This window comes from Pandoraea sp. XY-2 (assembly GCF_004193915.1).
GTDB lineage: Bacteria > Pseudomonadota > Gammaproteobacteria > Burkholderiales > Burkholderiaceae > Pandoraea > Pandoraea cepalis.
This window is the reverse complement of the sequence record NZ_CP030849.1, coordinates 1740396-1762170: the sequence shown is the minus strand read 5'-3', so window position 1 is coordinate 1762170 and position 21775 is coordinate 1740396. Positions and strand designations below refer to the sequence as shown.

Here is a 21775-nt window from a genome sequence, read left to right as displayed (position 1 = left end):
TCCCGCGAGGTCCGCAATCAGCCGCGCAGCGACGCTGCCAGACCGATGACGACGACGCCCAATACAAGATTCAGGATCACGAGCCGCCGGATCCCATTGACCGCGGCAGCGCCGTCCGGCCACGACTGCGCCTGCACCGCGCGTTGCAGACGCGGAAACAGCGCAAAGCGAATGTGACCGAAGACGAGCATCATCACCACGCCAATGCCGGCCATCGCATGCACGGGCCAACGGGCGCGCATGCCGCCCATCCCGAGCATCATGTGTCCGCCCGAGAGCAGGATCAGAACGATGGCCACGCCGACCCAGGTGAAAAAGCGCGAGAGCGCCGCCTCCCATAACGGCAGTCGTTGCTGCGGCGACAATTCGGAGGATGCCGGACGCAGGCAGGCGAGCGCAAAGAACATCCCCCCGATCCAGACCGCCACACTCACCAGATGCAAGAACAAGCTCAAGGCATAAACGTTCATGCGTGACTCCCGTCAGGATGCCGAAGGGGCGGCCGGCAGTACCGGCTCGAGCGAACGCGGCTTGAACGTCGCGAACTTGACTGCCGGCGCACGTCCCTTGCGGGCGCGCTTGCCGATGTTCGGGGCGAGCGACGGCCCAGAGAGCGTCTCGGCCTGAAGCTTGCCTCCGCGCACTTCGCCATACACGGTAACGCCCGCTTCGCCGATCGGCACGGCCGACACCAGCGTCTGCTTGTCATCGAGCCCGATCAGCGTGACACCGCGTCCGCCCGCGGTAAGCGACTTCATCTCGTCCATGCCGAACACGAGCAGTCGACCGTCGCTCGACAGGCACGCCACCGCACTGGCACCCTGCCAGATCGGCGTGGGAGCCAGCGGTGCCGCGCCTTCGTCGATGGTCATGAACGACTTGCCGGCCTTCACTCGGCTGACCATATCGCCCAGCTTCGTCGTGAAACCGAAGCCCGTCGACGTTGCCAGCAGCAGCGGTTGCTCGCCCGACGCCGCGTAGTAATGCAGCAAGCGCGAGCCCGACTCCAGTTCGATCAACGACGTGAGCGGTACGCCATCGCCCCGCCCGCCCGGCAATAGCGCCACGGCCACCGAATAGACGCGGCCATTACTGCCCCACGCGATCAGCGGATCTATGGTGCGGCATTCGAACGCGCCATACAGCGCGTCGCCCTGCTTGAACGAGAAGCCTTGTGCATCGAGGCCATGGCCCTTGAGCGCGCGCACCCACCCCTTGGCGGACACCACGACCGTTACCGGCTCGTCGACCACACGCGCTTCGGCCACCGCACGCTTCTCCTCCTGAATCAGCGTGCGACGATCGTCACCGAACTGCTTCGCGTCGGTTTCGATTTCCTTGATGATCAAACGCTTCATCGTGCTGTCGTTGGCGAGCAATTCTTCGAGCTTCGCCTTCTCGTCGCGCAACGACGCCAGCTCCTGCTCGATCTTGATCGCTTCCAGACGCGCGAGCTGACGCAGACGGATTTCCAGAATGTCTTCCGCCTGACGCTCGCTCAACCCGAACGCGCTCATCAGCGCGGCCTTTGGCTCGTCGGACTCGCGAATGATGCGAATGACTTCGTCGATATTCAGGAAGACGATCATCCGGCCTTCGAGAATGTGAATCCGGTCGTCGACCTTGCCCAGACGGTGGCGCGAACGACGTGTGACCGTCTCGAAGCGGAATCCGATCCACTCGGACAGAATGTCGCGCAGCGACTTCTGCGTCGGGCGGCCGTCGGCGCCGACCATCACGAGGTTGACCGACGCGCTCGACTCAAGGCTCGTGTGCGCGAGCAGCATCGTGATGAATTCCTGCTGGTCGATGCGGCTCGACTTCGGCTCGAACACCAGTCGCACGGGGGCGTCCTTGCCCGATTCGTCGCGAACCGCGTCGAGCATGCCGAGCATCGACTGCTTGAGATTCTGCTGCTCGGGCGTGAGCGTCTTCTTGCCGAGCTTGACCTTTGGGTTGGTGATTTCCTCGATTTCCTCGAGCACCTTCTGACCCGACGTGTTCGGCGGCAGCTCATAGACCACCGCCTGCCACTGACCTCGCGCCATCTCTTCGATCTTCCAGCGCGCGCGCATCTTGAGGCTGCCACGGCCGCTTTCGTAGGCCGCGCGAATTTCCGCAGCACTCGAAATCAACTGGCCGCCGCCGGGGAAGTCCGGTCCCTGCACGAGCGCCATCAATTCGGCGTCGTCGAGCTTCGGGTTGCGAATCAGGGCAACCGCCGCCGACGCGACTTCGCGCAGATTGTGCGACGGAATTTCCGTCGCGAGACCCACGGCAATCCCCGACGCCCCGTTGAGCAGCACGAACGGCAGGCGCGCCGGCAATAGTCGCGGCTCCTGCGTCGAGCCGTCGTAGTTCGGCACGAAGTCGACGGTGCCCGCGTCGATCTCGTCGAGCAGCAGCTTCGCAATCGGCGTCAGACGCGCTTCGGTGTAACGCATGGCCGCCGCGCCGTCGCCGTCGCGCGAGCCGAAATTACCCTGACCGTCGATGAGCGGATAGCGCATGGAGAAATCCTGCGCGAGACGCACCAGCGCGTCATAGGCGGACTGGTCGCCGTGCGGGTGAAACTTGCCGAGCACATCGCCGACCACGCGCGCCGACTTCACCGGCTTGGCGTCGGCCGCGAGGCCCATTTCATTCATTGCAAACAGAATCCGGCGCTGCACCGGCTTCTGGCCGTCGCACACATCCGGTAGTGCGCGGCCTTTGACCACACTGATCGCATAGTCCAGATAGGCACGCTCGGCATAGGCGCCGAGCGTCAGCGTGTCGTCATCCGACGGTTGCGTAAAGAGATCTTCTACTTGTTCCATAAAACCTATGGGTTTGCTGCGAACGTTTGACGAGAGTTCGAGGAGACGTTGACCGCGAGATCATACCAAGCTCGTCGGCACATTTCGGCAAAAACACGTCCGATTGGCAAAGCGAGACGTGTTTTCGGATCAGAGGACGCGGGAATCGGCAGAATTGCGCACGCATTTCGGACAAATCCGAGCGTCAGACCGTGGCAATCGACAGGCGACGGCGCCGCCGGCGCCTTCGTGACGCCGCCCCTGGCAGCGTTGCTGGGGTGCCTCAATCAATCGTTGGCGAAGACGACAGCGCCCCTTGCGCCGATTCTCGGACCGACGCATTCGGCATAGCAGCCGGCACGACGGGCAGTCCGGACGGCGCCCCCAGAATGACGTGGATGCGACCGTCGCGCGAGCCGCTCACGCGCGCGCCGCCAACGCGCCCCACGTGAGCGCCGCCCGGGCTCGCCCCGCTCATACGTAACGCCCCGCCGCCCTGCCCCAGCGCGGGCGCATCGGGATCGAAGCGTCGATAAAGTGCGAGCACGGTCGCCACGTAGTCGCGCGTCTCGGCATACGGCGGGATCTGGTCGGCGTGACGCGCCACCGCCCCTCGCCCGCGTTGTACGACGCGAGCACCAGTTCGAGACGGTCGGGATAACGCGTTTGCAGATCACGCAGATAGCGGGCTCCGGTCAGCACATTCGTCCGCGGATCGGCGAGCTTGTCGGCGACTGTGTGCCGCGCGTCTGCGCGCACGCCGTAGCGCTCGCCCGTTGACGGAAGCACTTGCATCAAGCCAACGGCGCCTTTGGGTGACACTGCGGCGCTATCGAATCCCGACTCCGCCGCAATGACCGCTTTGAGCAACGCCACATCGACGTGATAACGCTGCGCAGCCTGCGCGATCACGGGAGCCAGCGTCTTCAGATTGGGATGTCGGGCGAGGGCATCGTACAGGCGCGAGCGATCCACGCCACCGGCCGTATCGCCGTGCGGCGCACGCAGGTCGACGTTGCCGCCCGCCCCGACGACCGGACGATAACGCGCGTCGAGCTTGCGTGCCGCGAGATGGGCGACGCCGTTCTCATCGACATAACCGTAGAGTTCCGCGTGTGCGAATGGCGTCGCGACAAGCAGCACGGCGGCCAGCGCGGGCCCAACGAAACGTTGCGGCGCGCAATGTCGGCAGATCGCTCGAATGCGGCGCGCCATCGAAACGGTGAAGTTACCGACCTTTGACATGCACCTTGATGGTCTGGCTCATGGCGGGACCGTACGATTGGTGAGCACCGTTGGCGAACTGCAGCGTCAGCGTGTGATCGCCGGGCGTGAGATTGACGCTCGTTTCGGTCTGCCCTTTACCAAAATGCAGGTGCGTGTCGTCCGTGGGGACAACCTGACCTGCGGGAATGGGATCGCCGTCGATGATGAGATGGTGATGACCGGTGTTGGGCGTCATGTCGCCTGCCGGTTTGATCGCCATGCCCTCGACGCCGAAATTGACCGCGACCGGGTTCGACACCGTTGCGCCGTCCGTCGGCGCCACAAAGAAGACGCGCGGCTGAGGCGACTGCGCCAGCGCGGTGGCGCTTGCGCCGGCAACCAACAGCGACACAAAAATGCAACGCATGGAACGCAACATAACGCGACTCCCGGAAGGGTGAAGCGTGGATTATCCCACGATGTGAGCGCTCACGCTGGCCTGCCAGCGCGTGCGGCACCCGCCACTGCACCGATGCCGGGAATCCGCTCAGATGTCGGCCTCCACCTCATTGCCCTTGGCTTCGAGCCAGCTGCGTCGCTGCGCCGCCTCGCCCTTGCCCATGAGCATGTTCATGCGCGCCACGGTCGCATCGAAATCGAGTCCCCCGAGCGCCACGGGGCTCAACCGGCGGGTGTCGGGATTCATGGTGGTTTCCCACAACTGTGCGGCACTCATTTCGCCCAGCCCCTTGAAGCGGCTGATCGACCACGCGGTGTCACGTACGCCATCCTTGCGCAGCTTGTCGAGGATCGCTTCCAGTTCGCCCTCGTCGAGTGCGTAGAGCTTCTGTGCGGGCTTCTTGCCACGGGCCGGCGCATCGACGCGATAGAGCGGCGGGCGTGCCACATACACATGTCCCTTCGCGATCAGTTGCGGGAAATGGCGGAAGAACAGCGTGAGCAGCAGCACCTGGATATGCGAGCCGTCGACGTCGGCATCCGAGAGAATGCAGATCTTCCCGTAGCGCAGATTCGACAGGTCAGGCGTGTCGTTCGCGCCATGCGGGTCGACACCGACGGCCACGGCGATGTCGTGCACTTCGTTGTTCGCGAAAAGTCGGTCGCGCTCGGTCTCCCACGTGTTGAGGACCTTGCCGCGCAGCGGCAGAATCGCCTGAAACTCCTTGTCGCGCCCCATCTTCGCCGAGCCGCCCGCCGAGTCGCCCTCGACCAGGAACAGTTCGTTGCGCGTGATGTCCTCGGTCTCGCAATCCGTCAGCTTGCCCGGGAGCACCGCCACGCCGGAACTCTTCTTCTTCTCGATCTTCTGGCCCGCGCGCGTGCGCGCCTGCGCCTGACGAATCACGAGTTCGGCCAGCTTCTTGCCATGCTCGACATGATGGTTGAGCCACAGCTCGAGCGCCGGGCGCGTGAAGGACGACACCAGACGCACGGCGTCGCGGCTGTTCAGGCGCTCCTTGATCTGGCCCTGGAACTGCGGATCGAGCACCTTCGCGGACAACACGAACGAGACGCGCGAAAAGACGTCTTCCGGCAGCAGCTTCACGCCCTTGGGCTGCAGGTTGTGCAGTTCGATGAACCCGCGCACCGCCTGGAACAACCCTTCGCGCAGACCCGATTCGTGGGTGCCGCCTGCCGGTGTCGGAATCAGGTTGACGTATGACTCGCGCACCGGCGCGCCATCTTCGGTCCATGCCACGACCCAGGCCGCGCCCTCGCCTTCGGCGAAGCTTTCCTCGTTGCCATCGGCATAGCGCTCGTCTTCGAACAGCGGGATCAGCGGCTCGGCGCCGCCCAGCGATTCGACAAGATAACCGCGCAAACCATGCTCATAGCACCACGTCTGCTCGTCGCCGGTCTTCTCCTGCCGCAACGTGACGCGCACGCCCGGCAGCAGCACCGCCTTCGAGCGCAGCAAACGTTGCAGCTCGCTTAGCGGCAGCGTGGGATTATCGAAGTACTTCAAATCGGGCCAGACGGTGACGCGCGTGCCGCTCTTCTTCTCGCCGCGTTGTGCGGCGCGCGAGTGCAATGCCACGTCGACATTGCCGCCATCGGCGAATTCCAGCTCGGAGACCTGGCCGTCGCGCCAGACCGTGACGGCCAGTCGCGTTGCCAGGGCGTTCGTCACCGACACGCCAACCCCGTGCAAGCCGCCCGAAAACGTGTAGGCGCCACCGGCAGCCTTGTCGAACTTGCCGCCCGCATGCAGGCGCGTAAAGACGATCTCGACGACCGGCACGCCCTCTTCCGGGTGAATGCCGACGGGAATGCCCCGGCCGTCGTCCTCGACGCTCACCGAACCATCCTTGTTCAGTGTGACGAGGATCTGCTTGCCGTAACCGCCAAGCGCTTCGTCAGAGGCGTTGTCGATGACTTCCTGGATGATGTGCAGCGGATTTTCGGTGCGGGTGTACATGCCCGGGCGCTGCTTGACCGGTTCAAGGCCCTTCAGGACCTTGATGGACGCTTCGCTGTATTGGGCAGGCGTATTTTTTTTCGACATAGCGTGACTGAATTAGGGTACGAGGCCCGGCGATTATCCACAGTTCCTGTGGACAACCACGGGGAAAACCCATGAACACATGACAAAAGTGACGCCGTATCAACGACTTGAGTTGCGGCGCCCACAGAATGGGCACGCTGAACACGGCCAGCGCCCGGCATGCGTTGTCCGGAGGCGAGCCGCGCCCGATGCATCGCGGCCTATTGTACTGTCACTCGCGACGTGATCGGGCGAGAACACCAAGGGGCCAATGCAACGCGGTCGGGTACCCGGCCGCTCGCCGCTCGCTGACTGGATGCCGACGCTTATGCGCCCTCGCCGCGCTGCTTGGCTTCGAGCACTTCCCAGCGTTCGAGCGCTTCGAGCAACGCCAGTTCAATCGCGTCGAAACGTTCGGACAACGCCGCACCGGCGGCCGGATCTTTCGCATAGATCGAACCGTCTTCGAGCTTTGCCCCCACTTCCTGTTGCTCGGTTTCCAACGCAGCGATGCGCGCCGGCAGGCCGTCGAGTTCGCGCTGCTCCTTGTAGCTCAGTTTGGCGGTGCGATTCGTACTGCGCTTTGATGCGGTTGCCGTGTCCTTCGCGGCGACTTCGACGGGGGCGCGTTGCGCGGCGAGCGCAGCGGACCGATGGCTCTGTACCTGCCAATCAGTAAACCCGCCGACATACTCGCGCCAGTTTCCGTCGCCTTCGGCCGCGATGACCGAGGTCACGACGTTGTCCAGGAACGTGCGATCGTGGCTCACGAGGAACACCGTACCGCTGTATTCCTCGAGCAACTCTTCGAGCAGTTCGAGCGTCGGGATGTCCAGATCGTTGGTCGGTTCGTCGAGCACCAGCACGTTGGCCGGACGCGCGAACAGGCGCGCGAGCAGCAGACGATTGCGCTCGCCGCCCGAGAGCGACTTCACCGGTGAGCGCGCGCGCTCCGGCGAGAACAGGAAGTCGCCGAGATAGCTCATGACATGCTTGCGCGCGCCATTGATTTCGATCCAGTCGCTGCCCGGGCTGATCGTATCGAGCAGACTCTTCTCGGGATCGAGTTGCGCGCGCATCTGGTCGAAGTACGCCACCTGAAGATTGGTACCGACACGAATCTGTCCGCTGTCCGGCGCGATCTCGCCGAGAATGAGTTTGAGCATCGTCGTCTTGCCCACACCATTCGGGCCCACCAGACCGACCTTGTCGCCGCGCATGAGCGTCGCCGTAAAGTCGCGCACGATGACACGCTCGCCGTAAGCCTTCGTGACATGGGTCAGCTCCGCCACGATCTTTCCGGACTTCTCGGTCTGCGCCACATCCATGCGCACGTTGCCCTGAATCTCGCGGCGATCGGCACGTTCGCTACGCATCGTCTTCAGGCGCTCGATGCGCGACACGCTGCGCGTACGGCGTGCTTCGACACCTTTGCGAATCCACACTTCTTCCTGCGCGAGCAGCTTGTCGAACTTCTCGTTCTCCACGCGCTCGATCTCGAGCTGCGCAGCCTTGCGCTCTTGAAACTGGGTGAAGTTGCCCGGATAGGAGAGCAGACGCCCACGATCCAGTTCGACGATACGCGTGGCCACACGATCCAGGAAACTACGGTCGTGAGTAATGAACAATAGCGCGCCACGATAGCCGATGAGCAAATCCTCCAACCAGCGAATCGCTTCGAAATCGAGGTGATTGGTCGGTTCGTCGAGCAGCAGCACGTCGGGTTTGGCCACCCAGGCCTGCCCGAGCGAGACACGCTTTTGCATACCGCCGGAGAGCGACCCGACGCGCGCGTGTCCATCGAGGCCGAGTTGCGCGACCGTCGTTTCCACCCGTGTCTTGAGTTGCCACGCGTTCGCGTTGTCGAGCGACGCCTGCAAAGTATTCAACCGCGCGAGCAGCGCGTCGTGCTCGGCGCCCTCAGGGGCATCGGCAAGCGCGTCGACCGTGTGTTCGTAGTCGGAGAGCAGCCCATGCAATTCGCCGAGGCCAAGCGCAACGGCGTCGAAGACCGTCAGGTCGGGATCGAACACAGGCTCCTGCGGCACATAGACGGTATTGAGTGAGGCCTGCCGTGCCACAAGGCCGTCGTCGGGGACCATCAGCCCCGCCACGATTTTGAGCAGCGACGACTTACCGGCGCCGTTGCGGCCGATAAGCCCAACGCGCTCACCGGCTTCGAGCGAAAAATCGGCATTGTCGAGCAATGCCACGTGACCGAACGCCAATTGGGCGCCCGAAATGGAATACAAGGCCATGTGTCGGGGGAACGGGAGAACTACGATGGGAGATATTGTAGTGCCGGGCGCGAGGGCCCGGCCGATAATGCACGGCTACGGCTTGGCTATGGCTTGAAGGTTGTTCTGTTGGACGCCGCCGGCGGACGCAGCATTTCGATATGCAGAATGCCGTCTTCGTCATACGGCTCACTGGCCTTGACGAAACCGAAGGCGCCATAGAATGCCTCGAGATGCGCCTGGGCCCCGATGCGCAGCGAGGCCAACGGCCATGCCTCTTCGGCGATCGCCACGGCCCGCGCCAGCAATTCGCGCCCGAGGCCGGTGCCCCGATGCGACGCCGCCGTGATCACACGCCCGATCGACGCTTCGTCGTAGGCCAGTCCGGGCGGCAACAGGCGCAAATACGCGGCAATCTGCAGCGCACCCGCCGCATCGCGCACTTGCGCGACGAGATGCAGGCTGTGAGGGTCGCGTCCGTCGATGTCCTGATACGGGCATTGCTGCTCGACCACGAACACGGCATTTCGCGCGGCCAGAATACGGTAAAGCAGGGAGCTGCCCAGCGCATCGAACGACTCGCACATCCATTCCATTCCCGACTCTCCCGCCATACGTTGCGAAAGGCGGGACTATAGCACCGTCGCCACACAACGATGCCGGTATCGCGCACAGGGAATGAATGGGGGAAATCGACTTACTGGAAGTAGACGATGCCCTGCTCGATGTCGGCACGGGCATTACGCTCGGCGTCGTCGAGGGCGTTGCCTTGCGTGGCAAAGCCGTAGGCGGTCTGGACCTGGTAGGCCCCGACTTTTTCCAACCCGCCATGGGTCGGGCGGTGAATCTCGTAAAACGCGTCCCAACGAGCGTTGTCGCGCTCGACGGCACGCACGATGTACTGAAATTCTTGAAATTGTGTTGTTTTCATTTTTGAATCCTTCTTACTGCAAAAAATATGACTGATAACTATCCCTCTCGAATCGGCTTACGGTGATGAGAGTGCAAATCTGCACAAATGTTTCCGTGAAGTGCACGCAGCCTATCTGCTCCATATGACAAACACACGACATTCGCGTGACTGACATACGACAGGCGGTGCAGGTGAACGCGTCACGTAGCGCAAGGCCACGTGCGCACCGGCATTGCGCAATGCGGGCGCAATGAGGGCGTTCTGTACGACTTCCAGTTTCGGGGAACGATGCGCTGTCGCCCAATCGGGGGCGACGGCAAGAACGTTGGACGCGAGGATTCACGCCAAGCGTTCAGCGTGACATGCGGTAGCAAAGTCGTGCGGCACATTTGTAGTGATAATCGTGCCACACGCCAGCCGCCTCGGGACAAGCTCTCAGCCGGTCCCGCCATTCATGCCTCGCGTGACTGCCAACCGCTTGGTTCGAAATTAACGAAAAAAACGGTGCAGATGGCGAATGATAACAGAAAATTACTGTCTCGACACCAAAGCAGTCCCATGCTGAAGTCAGGTTACGACGCGGCGGCGCGGTCGTCGATTTGGGCGAGCACCCAATACATATAGCCCGCGAACGCGCCGAAGATCACGTGTCCGGCCACCATCGTCCAGCCGCGCGAGGCGACGAACCATGGGAACCACTGCGTCATGACGTAAAAATTGACGGCGTACACGGCCAGCCCGAAGATCGCCCCCGCCACCGACACCGTCACCACATCCGAATCCAGCCGGAAGGGGGCGACGATCGCGCCAAGCACCACGCCCAGCACGACACCGATGACTGCGTGGACAATGAGCGCCATCGCGACGATGGACAGATCGAACGTGGCAGGCTGCGACAGAATGCCGGGCCCCAGCGCGATGGCCGCGACCATGCGGGATGGCACCCATGGGCTCTGGCCGGAGACCAGCAGCACCATCAGCATTTCCACCGCCGAGAAGAAGGCGCAGGCGACAAAACCGGAAACGGCGGCGGCGGCCCAGTCGGGCGAGCGGTGCGTGTAGCGATGCGAGTGGAGGTGCAGTTCCATGATGTTCTCCCTTGAGGGTGACTCTTGGAGCCGCCGGCAGGGCCGGCAGTGCTTTCAGGATAGAACAATCCAGACGCGGCGAAGGCGGATCCGCGCGATATACTTGGACTTGGTGCCACGCCCCGCCGCCGGCGGGGCTATCGGGAGATATCGTATGTCCAGTCTCATTGGCTTGCTCGTCGCTATCGTGCTCGTGGGTGTTCCCGTCTGGCGGATTCTGACCCGCCTCGGCCTGTCCCCCTGGTTCACGGTGCTGGCCTTCATCCCGGTCGTCAACATCATCTCCCTCTGGCTGTTGTCCTACGCCACTTGGCCGGGCCAGCGGACATCGGTCCAAGCGTCCAACGGGTAACACCTGCGGGCCGAGATCACTTGCCTTTGTCGACAGGGCGTGTCGACGCCTGTCCGTGGTGCAGTGCGGTACGGTAGAATATTCGCCAAACTCCGAACACTGGACTGGCATGAGCACAGAGCTGAACGCGGCATCCAATTTCATCCGCAACATCATTGACGAAGACAATCGCTCGGGCAAATGGGGCCAACGCGTCGAAACGCGCTTCCCGCCGGAGCCGAACGGTTATCTGCACATCGGCCACGCCAAGGCCATCTGCCTGAACTTCGGCGTGGCGCGCGACTACGATGGCGTGTGCCATCTGCGCTTCGACGACACCAACCCCGAGAAGGAAGAGACCGAATACGTCGATTCGATCATCGACATTGTCAAGTGGCTCGGCTTCAGCTACCAGACGCCGCAAAAGGAACACCTCTACTTTGCGAGCGACTATTTCGAGCAGTTGTATCAGGGCGCCGAGATCCTGATCCAGCGCGGCAAGGCGTATGTTGACAGCCAAAGCGCCGACGACATGCGCGCCAGCCGCGGCAATCTCACCGAGCCGGGCAAGGATTCGCCGTTCCGCAACCGCTCGGTTGAGGAGAACCTCGATCTGTTCCGTCGCATGCGCGCGGGCGAGTTCGCCGACGGCACGCATGTGCTGCGCGCCAAGATCGACATGGCTTCGCCGAACATCAATCTGCGCGACCCGGCGATCTATCGGATCCGTCACGCGCACCACCACCGCACCGGCGACGCGTGGTGCCTCTACCCGATGTACACCTATGCGCATCCGCTGGAGGATGCCATCGAGAACATCACGCACAGCCTGTGCACGCTGGAATTCGAAGATCAGCGTCCGTTCTACGACTGGGTACTCGGCGAGCTGGCCGACGCGGGCATGTTCAAGCGGCCGATGCCGCAGCAGATCGAATTTGCGCGCCTGCAACTGACCTACGCCATTACGAGCAAGCGCAAGCTGCGCCAACTGGTCGACGAAAAGCACGTCGACGGCTGGGATGACCCACGCATGCCCACGCTCGTCGGCCTGCGCCGTCGCGGCTTCTCGCCGGAAAGCCTGCAGTTGTTCTGCGAGCGCATTGGCGTGGCCAAGTCGGCGTCGTGGATCGACATGAGCGTTCTCGAGCAAGCCCTGCGCGATGACCTCGACCCGAAGGCACCGCGTGCGACGGCGGTGCTCGACCCGCTCAAGCTGATCATCGACAACTATCCGGAAGGCAAGCAGGAAGACTGCCAGGCGCCGGTGCATCCTCACGCGCCGGAGCGAGGCATGCGTACGTTCCCGATCTCGCGCGAGCTTTGGATCGAGCGCGAAGACTTCCAGGCCGAGCCGGTCAAGGGCTTCTTCCGTCTGTTCCCCGGCAACAAGGTGCGACTGCGCTACGGTTACGTGGTGGAGTGCACGGGCTTCGATACCGACGCCGATGGCAACGTCACTGCCGTGCATTGCCAGTATTTCGAGGACAGCCGATCAGGTACGCCGGGCGCCGACAACTACAAGGTCAAGGGCAACATCCACTGGGTGAGCGCGCCGCACGCGCTTGCGGCGGAGGTGCGCATTTACGACCGTCTGTTCGTCGATCCGAATCCGGATGCGGGAGACAAGAATTTCCTCGACGCCATCAATCCGAACGCCAAGCGCGTCACGCAGGCCTACGTCGAACCGGGCCTGATGAGTGTTGCGCCGGAAGATCGCGTGCAGTTCGAGCGCCACGGCTACTTCGTAGCCGACCGTCAGGACTCGGCACCGGGCAAGCCGGTGTTCAATCGCATCGTCTCGCTTAAGGACAGTTGGGCGGTCAAGCCGGCCAAGGGCGGCGGCAAGTAAACGCTTCGCGGAAAATCTCCGCGCAGCACTCAACCCGCGCCCTCGTGCGCGGGTTTTGTTTTTTGGGGCGCCGGTCAGACGCAGCCTCGCCGCCATACCTGCGCGCTATCGGAGCACTACCGACACAATGCCAACGCTATACCCACTATAAGGCGCCGACGCGCCCGAAAACGCCGGTTCGGCGTAAGCTCGCGCCCATTGTTCGCCCACCGCTCAGCCGCTGTGCACCGGATGCCGCGAGCCCCCCGATTCGCCCGATTCTCCACGATCGCCCATGTCAATCCCTCACCTTTCGCCGCCCACGGCATCGCCCGCGACGTTGGCCCTGCCGCGTGCCGCTGCCAAGCGCCGAGGATGGATCGATGCGTTGCCCGGCATGGCGGCGAATTTTGCGCAGATCTATTTCGTCCCTTCGGCAAGGGTCGGATTGTTGCTGTTCGTCCTACTCGCCCTCGCCAACCTCTCGGCTGCGATCACAGGATTGGCGGCGAGCGTCGCCGCGTCGTGCCTCGCCGTCACGCTACGACTGCCACACGCACTGCTTCGTAACGGGCGATTGGGATACAACGCGACCCTCACCGGTATTGCATTCGGCGCGTTATGGCAACCCGACGCCACGCTCCTCGCATGGCTGGCGGTCTGTGTCTGCCTGACCGTGATCGCAACCGCGATCCTCTCGCGTTACGCACTGCCTGCCCTCACCGGCCCGTTCGTGGGTGTGATGGCACTCACCTGGGCGATGCAGCCGTGGCTGCATTGGTTACCGCGGGCCGGGGCGCTCGCCTGCGACACCGGCACGCCGGGTTTCGTCTTCTGCTCGGTCGGTCAGGTCGTTTTCGTCGCCCCACTGGTGCTGGGCCTGCTGACCTGGTACGTCCTGGCCCTCTGGAACCCCCGCGCCACGCTGTGGGCGCTCGCGGCGGGCGTCACCGTCTGGTCGGGTCTCGCCGCACTGGCGACACTTTGGCCGGCAATGGCCACGCAGGCAGGGGGCATTGGCATCAACGCGTTTCTCGCTGCACTCGGCCTAGGGATGTTCGGACATCGCCCAACCGTACGTTTCGCGGGCGCCTTTCTGGCCTCCATCATTTGCGTTGCGCTCGGCACCGTGTTCGGTCCGTTCGGCTGGCCGTACTTTACGTTGCCGTTCAATCTGGCGGTATGGGCCATGCTACGCGCGACGGCCCGGCCAAGGCCACCGATCTCCGCATAAAAAAATGCCCGAAACGCTAACGTTCCGGGCACTCGCTCATCGCTAACCCCGTATTGCGAGACTGCCGTCTGCGCGGCGAAGCATCCGCTCGCTGTCCCGTGTGGTTTTGGCTTGCCCTTGCTCGTTCCCGAGCCGTGCCGTCGTTATTGTGTTGCTTCTCCCCCGACACCCGCAAACGCCCCCCGACGTTGCCGATGCACCACCGAAGCCCGGCCCTCTCGCGTGCCTTACCTCTATCAACGGTGAGACGCGTGAAAAGTTGACGGGGGTATACACCGATCGTTGCTCAGTCGGCATCCGAACCATCATCGTGCGTGCCGGAAACCGCCGGCGTCTTCACGACCGCATATCGTGCCAGCGTTTCCTTGCGCGCCACGTCGTGCGCCACCCGCGGCGGCGGATAGTCGCGTCCCAGCTCCACGTGGGCATCGAGCAGCGTCTGCGCGTCGGCCCGCCAGGGAGCATGCAGCGCCTTGTCGGGCAGATTGGCCAGCTCCGGCACGTACTTCCGAATGAAGCGCCCTTGCGGATCGAACTTCTCCGACTGCGTCACCGGATTGAAGATGCGGAAATACGGTTGCGCGTCGCATCCGGTCGACGCCGCCCACTGCCAGCCGCCGTTGTTCGCTGCGAGGTCGAAGTCGTTGAGCGCGTGCGCAAAGTACGCTTCCCCGCGCCGCCAATCGATACCGAGATCCTTGACCAGGAAGCTCGCCGTTACCATGCGCAGGCGGTTGTGCATGTAGCCGGTCTGGTTGATCTGGCGCATGGCGGCATCGACGAGCGGATACCCCGTGCGTCCCTCGCACCAGGCCTGAAAATCGGCATCGGCCGCTTGGCCGGCAGCCCATTCGATAGCATCGTAGGCCGGTTTGAATGCCTGGGCCACGACGCGCGGATGATGGTGCAGGATCATGAAATAGAACTCACGCCAGATAAGCTCGCTGAGCCATGTTTGCGCGCCGCGACCGGCGTCCCCCCTTGCAACATGGCGGCATGCGCCTCGCGGGCGAGCGTGCGTATCGAAATCGTGCCGAAACGCAGATGTACCGACAGATAGCTCGGCCCGCGTACGGCAGGGTAGTCGCGTCGCTCATGGTAATGCGTCATGCGCGGCAGAAAATCGTCCAGCAATTGACGGGCGCCAGACTCCCCGGCAGGGATGGCCATCCGGCGCGCGTCGGATACCTCGAAACCCAACGACGCCAGTGACGGGAGCGCACCGCTGCCCGGCGGCGGCACGGCCAATCGCTGCCGATCGGCGTCGCGTCCGTGCGGCGCCAAATCCACCGGTCTCACTTGCTTCAACCAAGCGCGCTGGTACGGGGTGAACACGCTGTAGGGCTCGCCCTGCGCCGTGAGAATCTCACTCGCCTCGAAGATCACCTGATCCTTGATGCCTTCGAAGGCAATGCCGCGTTCGTCGAGCGAGCGCGCCACCGAGCGATCGCGCGCCACGGCGGCGGGCTCGTAATCGCGCCCGGCAAAAACAGCCTGTACGCCGAGCGACTTCGCCAGCCACGGAATCTCGGTCACCGGATCCCCGTGCCGCACGATCAATGCGCCTCCGGCATGCGTCAGCGTGGTGGCCAATTCACCCACGCTGTCGTGGATGAACGCGACACGACGATCGTCGCGCGGCAGGACGTCGAGAATCGTTGTGTCGAACACAAACACGACGTACACCTCTCGGCACGTGGCGAGTGCGTGCGCAAGCGTTGCATTGTCTGTGCAGCGCAAATCGCGCCGGATCCAAACCAACCCCTTCTGGAATTCGCTCATGTCAGATCGGCGCAACACATGCGCGCCATTGTAGGTTCTGTCCAATCCCGTACCATAGCGATATCGCGGACTTTATGCCATCGGCCTCGATTACCTTATGATTCGGAAGCTTCCGATTTTGACTCGCACTCGCGGGGTGGTGCCGGCCCTGTTCTGCCTCGCGGCCGCGCTGCTCGTGACCGCCTGCGCCACCTCGACAGCGCCGCGCGGCGCATCGACCTCGGCGCGTTCTGGCGCGCCCGATGCCGCCCAGTTGCGCGAGCATCATCTGGCGGCTGCCGACGCCGCTGCCGACCAGTACCGCACATGCCTATACGGCCACGTCGCCCGTTACGTCGACCTCGTGCCGGACCCGATCCGGCTGGCGGACGAAGCCGCCGCCGAGTGCGCCCCGATCACCGGGCGCTTCAGACGTGAGCGACAGGCTGCTGTTGTGACGTACACCTCAGCAACCGACGCCTCGCAGCAAGCCGATGCCGCCACACTCACGCTTCAAGCCGACGGCCTGCGCGTGGCGCGCGCACGTGCCAGGGAGTTGCGCGCGCTGCGGTAAGCGTCTCGCCGGTCTCGCGTCGAACCGACGGCGTCTCATGGGCGTGCTTTCCCTAATCGGGCAACCCCGATTGGCGAACGACCGGCCGCTGACCAAAATGCAATCGCCCTCTTACGTCCTTTTGGGGGTACTGCGACAACGTCATTTGCCCGCCTCGGCGGGCATTTTCTTTGGTATCCGCAGGATCTTCCAATGACGTCCACCGGGGAGCGAGGTCGACGTGCCCCGTCCCGGTCACGCCGGATGGCGCTTACTTGTCGTCGGGCTCGCGCGGCACCGGCGTGCCCATGTCGGACGGCGGCCCCGGCAGCTCGTCGTGTCCCAGCCATCGGTGAGCGACGTCTTCGATACGCCCGCCGATCGCCAGTACGACGAGCAGCAGGACCATCGCCGCCAGCGCGATATGCCAACGGCCCAAGCCGCAGATAATGCCGATCCCCGTGGTACTCCAGAGCGCCGCCGCCGTGGTGAATCCGTGCACCGACGCGCTGCGGTTCGGCCGAACGATCTATGCCTGCGTTGATGCATTATCGCCCGTCCCGGGCAGGGTGAGTCGGGTCGTGTCGACCTCGTCGTCGAACAAGCGCAGTTGGCGCGCGGCCTGGGCTTCGAGCAGGCGCACCCCCACGCCCATCAGGCGCACCGGCCGGCGTTTCCGGCCGACGGCCTCGGCCAGCAATTCGCGACATTGCGCGGCATCGACACTCAGCGCGCCGGCTTCTGCCGTGGTTCTTGAAAAGTCGGCGAAACGAATCTTGACGAACACCTTGGCGATCGCCAGCGGCTCGCTGCGGCGCGCCCGCTCGATCCGCTCGGATAACTGACGAAGCAGTGGCTCAAGGGCCGCCTCGCAGTCAGCCGGCGTGCGCAGATCGCGCGTGTAGGTGGTCTCGACACTGATCGACTTGCGTTCCCGGTCCGGGCTGACGTCGCGCGTGTCGATGCCGCGGCAGCGCTCATACAAGCGCTGACCGAACACGCCGAAACGCTCGGCAAGATCGGCCATCGAATGGCTGCGCAGATCGCCGCAGGACTGCACTCCAAGCGCCCGGAGCTTCTCCGCCGTGACCTTCCCCACGCCGAACAGGCGCTCGACCGGGAGCGCGGCCACGAAGGCGTCGATTTCCGCCGGTCTCACGACGAACATGCCGTCGGGCTTGCGCCAGTCGCTGGCGATCTTGGCGATGAACTTGTTGGGGGCGACGCCGGCCGAGACGGTGAGCCCGACCTCCTCTGCGACCCGTGCGCGAATCTCGCGGGCGATCAATGTGGCCGAGCCGTCGCAACGCTCGCTGTGCGTGACATCGAGATACGCCTCGTCGAGCGAAAGCGGTTCGACGAGATCCGTGTAATCGCGGTAGATCGCCATGATGCGCTGCGATGCCTCCTGATAACGGCGCATCGTCGGCGCAATGATGCGCAACTCGGGACAGAGCTTGAGCGCCTGTGCCGAGGGCATGGCAGAGCGCACCCCGAAGGCGCGTGCCTCGTAGTTGCACGTTGCGACCACACCTCGCTGATCGGGCTGGCCGCCGACGGCCAGCGGAATGCCCCGCAACGATGGGTCATCGCGCATCTCGACAGAGGCGTAGAAGCAATCGGCGTCGCAGTGAATGATCTTGCGTGTAGAGGAGGACATGGCTCGCAACGAAAACACTGTGTAAATATACAGCATTCACGCCGCATGTGCGCCCGACGCGTGACATTGCGTCAGCGCCTCACCGCATCACCGCATCACCGCCTCACTGCCTCACCGCATCACTGCATCACCGCATCACCGCATCACTGCATCACTGCATCACTGCATCACTGCATCACTGCATCACCGCATCACCCACATCTTCACCTCTTCACCTCTTCACCTCCACGCCTCAGCAACGCCACACATCTGCACATCCGCAACGCTCCCCCCCCCAGCGCCTCATCGCACAGGCAGGAACTGGAGGAACTGTGCGCCGAGCACATTCTGGACGTACCCGATGCCGGCGCGCCGATACTTCTCGTCGAGCATCTCGGCGAGCAGATCGAGCCGACCGATGATCTTGCCGAACTCCCGTTCGAAGCTCACGTTGCGCACGTCGGTAAGTTCGTTAGCCAGCAGCAGCGACTTGCCCGTCATGTCGTGACGACTCGACAGCAGCCACGCCGCGATCTCGACGTTGCGTGCCGCATTGTAGATTCGCTGTGCGTCGAGGCCATCGCTCAGGTAGAAGACCGTCGTCCCGCCATGCGCCGCGACGATCGTGTCAGAAAGACTGTAGACGAACGCGGCCACGCGATCGCCACTGAAGGCCGGGTCGAGCGAGAGGGATAATGCCTTCACGTCGCGCAAATTCCGCAGCGCCGGCAGGTTTCGTCGCCCTTCGATGTCCGCGCGCAATTGCGTCATCGCCTGCGCCTGTGTCGCAGCCCCGCCCTTGCGCCATTCGCGCGGGTTGCGCTTGTAGAGCTTGTCGGCAAGCCGGTACAAGCCCTCGAGGTTGGCCCGCATGCCCAGCGTCGCCATGCGATTGATGTCCGTCTGTGCGAGATCGGCGGTCGTCATGGCAGTCGAGCGCACTTTGCCATGATCGGTGGGCGCGTCTTGATAGGAGACGCATCCCGTACACATCGCCGCCATCACTACCGCAACCATAACCACCACTGCCGTCATTCGCCCTGCCGCGGCATGGGCGATCCCGTTTCGTGCTTGGCGCAAGGCGAGCCGTCGTGTCATGGCGGTATCAGGGTGGGCAAGCGATGACTCTACGCGAACAAAGGCCAGACTTCGTGTCGTTGCCCCTTGAAAAGTTGTGACATTCGGTAACGCAGCCTCGCCCGACGTCAGGGCGTCAGCGCCTCGCGGGCCTGCGCGAACAGCGCGTGGTTCATGGCCTCCTCCAGGCGAAGCACTGGCGTCACGCAGCAGTCGGCATCGGCAAAACGCAACGTCCAGTCGGCCTGCGACGCGCTCGCAAATACCGCCGCCAGTTCAGCCTGAAGCGCACGTGCGTCGTCGCCGCCGATCGTCTGTCCGAGCGACCAATGCCGCACCTTCCATTCGCTGCGCCCCAGTACGTCGCACAACGTTTGCCAGAACTTGAGTTCGAGAGCGCCCACGGCCATGTAACGTCCGTCCCGCGTGCGATAGACCTGATAGCAAGGCACGCCGCCGTTGAGCAAGTCCGCGCCCGCCCGCGGCGCATGCCCTTGCCGATGCAGAGCGACGGCGGGAATGAGATTCGCGCGGAACACCTCGTGCGTCATCGAGACGTCCAGCCACCGGCCGCGGCCGGTGCGCTGCGCCGCGACCAGCGCCGCCAGCACGGCTTGGACCGCCGCCTGCCCGCCGCCGTACAAGTCGCCAATCTGGAAATTCGGCACGATCGGCGCGTCGTTTGAATCACCCAGTTGGTCGAGCACGCCCGCGTAGCCGATGTAATTGATGTCGTGTCCGGCGGCCTGCGCCATCGGCCCCTGCTGACCGTACCCGGTGATCGATGCCATCACCAACGACGGCCTGAGGCGCGCCAGCGTCTCGTAATCGAAACCGAGCCGCGCCATCACCCCTGGGCGAAACCCCTCCAGCAACACGTCGGCGCGAACGACCCAGTCGAGGAACGCCGCGCGGTCGCTATCGCGTTTGAGATCGAGTCGCTCGACCGATTTGCCGCGATTGAGCAAACGCCAGAATGCACTTGGCGGCGGCTCGCCATCGTTGAGCATCATCTCGCGGGCGTAGTCGCCGGCCCCGGTGTCTTCGATCTTGACGACATGCGCCCCAGTTCCGCGAGGCGCAGTCCCGCGAGCGGACCGGGCAGCAAGCGCGTGAGATCCAGCACCGTGACGCCGGCCAGCGGTGCGTCGGCGACGACAGACGATTCACGGGCGTCGGGGCTTTCAGGCAAATCGAGCGATTCGGTCATGGCGAGCGAGCAAGGGATGAAGGAGGATGTCCACACCGTACCGCGCCGCACTGTCCGCGGGCAAGCGGACGGAACGCCTTCTTTGCTCGGACACTTCCGAAATCAGCCCCGATCCGTGCCGTCTTCCCGCAAAACGGGACCGGTGGCGTCGCCGAGCCTCGGCGTCTCGCCGGCCGAACCGTCGCGCAGCGGACCGGCCACCACCGCGTCCGTCAGCAGCCGCGCGATCTGGCCGTCGAGATACCCCAGATCCCGCAAGATTTCAAACGTATGCTCGCCCGCAGCGGGCAACGGCCGGCGCGCGGGCAAGCGCTGCCCGCCATCGCGATCGGCAGCAGCGGCACCTGCGTGTGCTCGCCTTGCTCGGTCACCAGATCGCCCAGTCCGCCGCTCGCGCGCAAATGCGGGTCGTCGAACAGCGCCTGGGGCGTGACGATCGGCGCGAACGGCAGACCGTGCCGCTCGAACGCGGCCGCCAGATAACCGGCGTCGAACCCCAACATCATCTCGCGCAGCAAAGGCAGCAGCCAGTCACGCGCGAGTACCCGATCGTTGTTCGTCGCGAGTCGCGCGTCGTCCGCCAGATCCTGCCGGCCGAACACGTCGCAGAAGATGCGCCACTGGGTGTCGCTCACCACCGCGAGGAAGATTTGCACGCCGTCGCGCGCCGTAAACACGTCGTAAATCCCCCAGGCCGACACGCGGGCGGGCATCGGGTCGGGCGCCACGCCCGTCACCGCGAACTGCTGCATGTGTTGCGCCGCCAGCAGCACGCAGTTCTCGAACAGCGCACCCTGCACCTCCTGTCCGCGCCCGGTGCTCTTGCGCTCGTATAGCGCGGCCAGCGCGGCGAGCGCGCCAAACACGCCCCCATGATGTCGTTGACCGAGGCCCCCGCACGCAGCGGCTGACCGGGCGGTCCCGTCATATACGCGAGCCCCGCCATCATTTGCACGACTTCGTCGAGCGCGGTGCGTGCGGCGTACGGGCCGGGCAGGAACCCCTTGAGCGAAACGTAGACAAGCGCCGGATTCAAGCGTGATAGCGTCGCATAATCCAGGCCGAACTGGCGCATGCGCCCGGGCTTGAAGTTCTCGGTCAGCACGTCCGCCGTGCTCACCAGGCGCAGAATCAGCTCGCGCCCCTCCGGCCGTGTGACATCCACGGCAAGACTGCGCTTGTTGCGATTGAACGCCCGGAAGAAGCCCGCGCCCGTACCCAGCAGGCACCGCGTGGGGTCGCCGCCGACCGGTTCCACCTTGATGACGTCGGCACCGAGATCGCCGAGCACCATACCGCAGGTCGGGCCCATGACCATATGAGAAAACTCCACAACCCGAATGCCTTTCAACGGCATAGGCGTTGCAGCAGACACGTCCGGCATCGGCTATTCT

16 protein-coding genes and 3 pseudogenes are annotated in these 21775 nt (G+C 64.0%); 4 read left to right on the top strand and 15 right to left on the bottom strand.

Features of this window, described 5'->3' with window-relative positions:
* Window positions 1-17 precede the first annotated feature (17 nt).
* From DRB87_RS08025 to DRB87_RS07985, 9 genes are all read right to left on the bottom strand, one after another.
* Window positions 18-470, bottom strand: coding sequence for a CopD family protein (locus DRB87_RS08025; RefSeq protein WP_130025529.1), 453 nt, complete (start codon window positions 468-470; stop codon window positions 18-20).
* A gap of 12 nt (window positions 471-482) precedes the next feature.
* Window positions 483-2819, bottom strand: coding sequence for a DNA topoisomerase IV subunit A (gene parC, locus DRB87_RS08020; RefSeq protein ID WP_130025528.1), 2337 nt, complete (start codon window positions 2817-2819; stop codon window positions 483-485).
* A 453-nt stretch (window positions 2820-3272) separates the two neighbouring features.
* Window positions 3273-4043, bottom strand: coding sequence for a lytic transglycosylase domain-containing protein (locus DRB87_RS08015; RefSeq protein ID WP_240756227.1), 771 nt, complete (start codon window positions 4041-4043; stop codon window positions 3273-3275).
* A complete protein-coding gene (locus tag DRB87_RS08010) occupies window positions 4027-4443 on the bottom strand; it encodes a DUF4399 domain-containing protein (RefSeq protein WP_206100078.1) in 417 nt (138 codons plus the stop codon). Before DRB87_RS08010 ends, DRB87_RS08015 begins: the two co-directional genes overlap by 17 nt.
* A gap of 108 nt (window positions 4444-4551) precedes the next feature.
* The gene (locus tag DRB87_RS08005; protein WP_130025527.1) at window positions 4552-6531 is read right to left on the bottom strand and encodes a DNA topoisomerase IV subunit B; all 1980 of its coding nucleotides are present in this window, start codon (window positions 6529-6531) and stop codon (window positions 4552-4554) included.
* Window positions 6532-6836: 305 nt separating this feature from the next.
* The gene (locus tag DRB87_RS08000) at window positions 6837-8768 is read right to left on the bottom strand and encodes an ATP-binding cassette domain-containing protein (protein ID WP_130025526.1); all 1932 of its coding nucleotides are present in this window, start codon (window positions 8766-8768) and stop codon (window positions 6837-6839) included.
* Between the two features lie 86 nt (window positions 8769-8854).
* Window positions 8855-9343: a GNAT family N-acetyltransferase gene (locus DRB87_RS07995; protein WP_130025525.1), complete on the bottom strand. Its 489-nt coding sequence runs from the start codon at window positions 9341-9343 to the stop codon at window positions 8855-8857.
* 101 nt (window positions 9344-9444) lie between these two features.
* Window positions 9445-9678, bottom strand: a complete 234-nt coding sequence (locus tag DRB87_RS07990; protein WP_130025524.1) for a hypothetical protein — start codon at window positions 9676-9678, stop codon at window positions 9445-9447.
* Window positions 9679-10232: 554 nt separating this feature from the next.
* On the bottom strand, window positions 10233-10748 hold the full coding sequence (locus DRB87_RS07985; RefSeq protein WP_130025523.1) for a hypothetical protein: 516 nt from the start codon (window positions 10746-10748) through the stop codon (window positions 10233-10235).
* Window positions 10749-10902: 154 nt separating this feature from the next.
* Between DRB87_RS07985 and DRB87_RS07980 the strand changes: the two genes are divergently transcribed.
* From DRB87_RS07980 to DRB87_RS07970, 3 genes are all read left to right on the top strand, one after another.
* Window positions 10903-11100 (top strand): hypothetical protein, encoded by a 198-nt coding sequence (locus DRB87_RS07980; RefSeq protein WP_130025522.1) that lies wholly within the window; start codon window positions 10903-10905, stop codon window positions 11098-11100.
* 109 nt (window positions 11101-11209) lie between these two features.
* The gene (locus DRB87_RS07975) at window positions 11210-12928 is read left to right on the top strand and encodes a glutamine--tRNA ligase/YqeY domain fusion protein (protein ID WP_130025521.1); all 1719 of its coding nucleotides are present in this window, start codon (window positions 11210-11212) and stop codon (window positions 12926-12928) included.
* 274 nt (window positions 12929-13202) lie between these two features.
* A complete protein-coding gene (locus DRB87_RS07970; protein WP_130025520.1) occupies window positions 13203-14141 on the top strand; it encodes an urea transporter in 939 nt (312 codons plus the stop codon).
* A gap of 286 nt (window positions 14142-14427) precedes the next feature.
* Here the strand turns inward: DRB87_RS07970 and DRB87_RS07965 are convergent.
* Window positions 14428-15923 (bottom strand): annotated as a pseudogene (locus DRB87_RS07965) (deoxyribodipyrimidine photo-lyase).
* A 118-nt stretch (window positions 15924-16041) separates the two neighbouring features.
* Between DRB87_RS07965 and DRB87_RS07960 the strand changes: the two are divergent.
* Complete coding sequence (locus tag DRB87_RS07960) at window positions 16042-16476, top strand: hypothetical protein (protein WP_130025519.1); 435 nt, start codon at window positions 16042-16044, stop codon at window positions 16474-16476.
* A gap of 250 nt (window positions 16477-16726) precedes the next feature.
* Here DRB87_RS07960 and DRB87_RS07955 read toward each other — a convergent pair whose 3' ends face one another.
* From DRB87_RS07955 to DRB87_RS07935, 5 genes and pseudogenes are all read right to left on the bottom strand, one after another.
* Entirely contained in the window at window positions 16727-16957 is a 231-nt protein-coding gene (locus DRB87_RS07955) for an MgtC/SapB family protein (RefSeq protein ID WP_165385260.1), read from the bottom strand.
* Window positions 16958-16984: 27 nt separating this feature from the next.
* Entirely contained in the window at window positions 16985-18115 is a 1131-nt protein-coding gene (gene dinB, locus DRB87_RS07950; protein WP_130025517.1) for a DNA polymerase IV, read from the bottom strand.
* 282 nt (window positions 18116-18397) lie between these two features.
* Entirely contained in the window at window positions 18398-19096 is a 699-nt protein-coding gene (locus tag DRB87_RS07945; protein WP_130027783.1) for a hypothetical protein, read from the bottom strand.
* A 203-nt stretch (window positions 19097-19299) separates the two neighbouring features.
* Window positions 19300-20381, bottom strand: a pseudogene (locus DRB87_RS07940) (CaiB/BaiF CoA transferase family protein).
* A gap of 102 nt (window positions 20382-20483) precedes the next feature.
* Window positions 20484-21765, bottom strand: a pseudogene (locus DRB87_RS07935) (CaiB/BaiF CoA transferase family protein).
* Between the last annotated feature and the right edge of the window lie 10 nt (window positions 21766-21775).

What these genes read in the sequence shown, in the direction of transcription:
- DRB87_RS08025 (WP_130025529.1), bottom strand. Translation starts at nt 470, where the DNA reads ATGAACGTTTATGCCTTGAGCTTGTTCTTGCATCTGGTGAGTGTGGCG.
- parC (WP_130025528.1), bottom strand. Translation starts at nt 2,819, where the DNA reads ATGGAACAAGTAGAAGATCTCTTTACGCAACCGTCGGATGACGACACG.
- DRB87_RS08015 (WP_240756227.1), bottom strand. Translation starts at nt 4,043, where the DNA reads ATGTCAAAGGTCGGTAACTTCACCGTTTCGATGGCGCGCCGCATTCGA.
- DRB87_RS08010 (WP_206100078.1), bottom strand. Translation starts at nt 4,443, where the DNA reads ATGTTGCGTTCCATGCGTTGCATTTTTGTGTCGCTGTTGGTTGCCGGC.
- DRB87_RS08005 (WP_130025527.1), bottom strand. Translation starts at nt 6,531, where the DNA reads ATGTCGAAAAAAAATACGCCTGCCCAATACAGCGAAGCGTCCATCAAG.
- DRB87_RS08000 (WP_130025526.1), bottom strand. Translation starts at nt 8,768, where the DNA reads ATGGCCTTGTATTCCATTTCGGGCGCCCAATTGGCGTTCGGTCACGTG.
- DRB87_RS07995 (WP_130025525.1), bottom strand. Translation starts at nt 9,343, where the DNA reads ATGGAATGGATGTGCGAGTCGTTCGATGCGCTGGGCAGCTCCCTGCTT.
- DRB87_RS07990 (WP_130025524.1), bottom strand. Translation starts at nt 9,678, where the DNA reads ATGAAAACAACACAATTTCAAGAATTTCAGTACATCGTGCGTGCCGTC.
- DRB87_RS07985 (WP_130025523.1), bottom strand. Translation starts at nt 10,748, where the DNA reads ATGGAACTGCACCTCCACTCGCATCGCTACACGCACCGCTCGCCCGAC.
- DRB87_RS07980 (WP_130025522.1), top strand. Translation starts at nt 10,903, where the DNA reads ATGTCCAGTCTCATTGGCTTGCTCGTCGCTATCGTGCTCGTGGGTGTT.
- DRB87_RS07975 (WP_130025521.1), top strand. Translation starts at nt 11,210, where the DNA reads ATGAGCACAGAGCTGAACGCGGCATCCAATTTCATCCGCAACATCATT.
- DRB87_RS07970 (WP_130025520.1), top strand. Translation starts at nt 13,203, where the DNA reads ATGTCAATCCCTCACCTTTCGCCGCCCACGGCATCGCCCGCGACGTTG.
- dinB (WP_130025517.1), bottom strand. Translation starts at nt 18,115, where the DNA reads ATGTCCTCCTCTACACGCAAGATCATTCACTGCGACGCCGATTGCTTC.
- DRB87_RS07945 (WP_130027783.1), bottom strand. Translation starts at nt 19,096, where the DNA reads ATGGCGGCGATGTGTACGGGATGCGTCTCCTATCAAGACGCGCCCACC.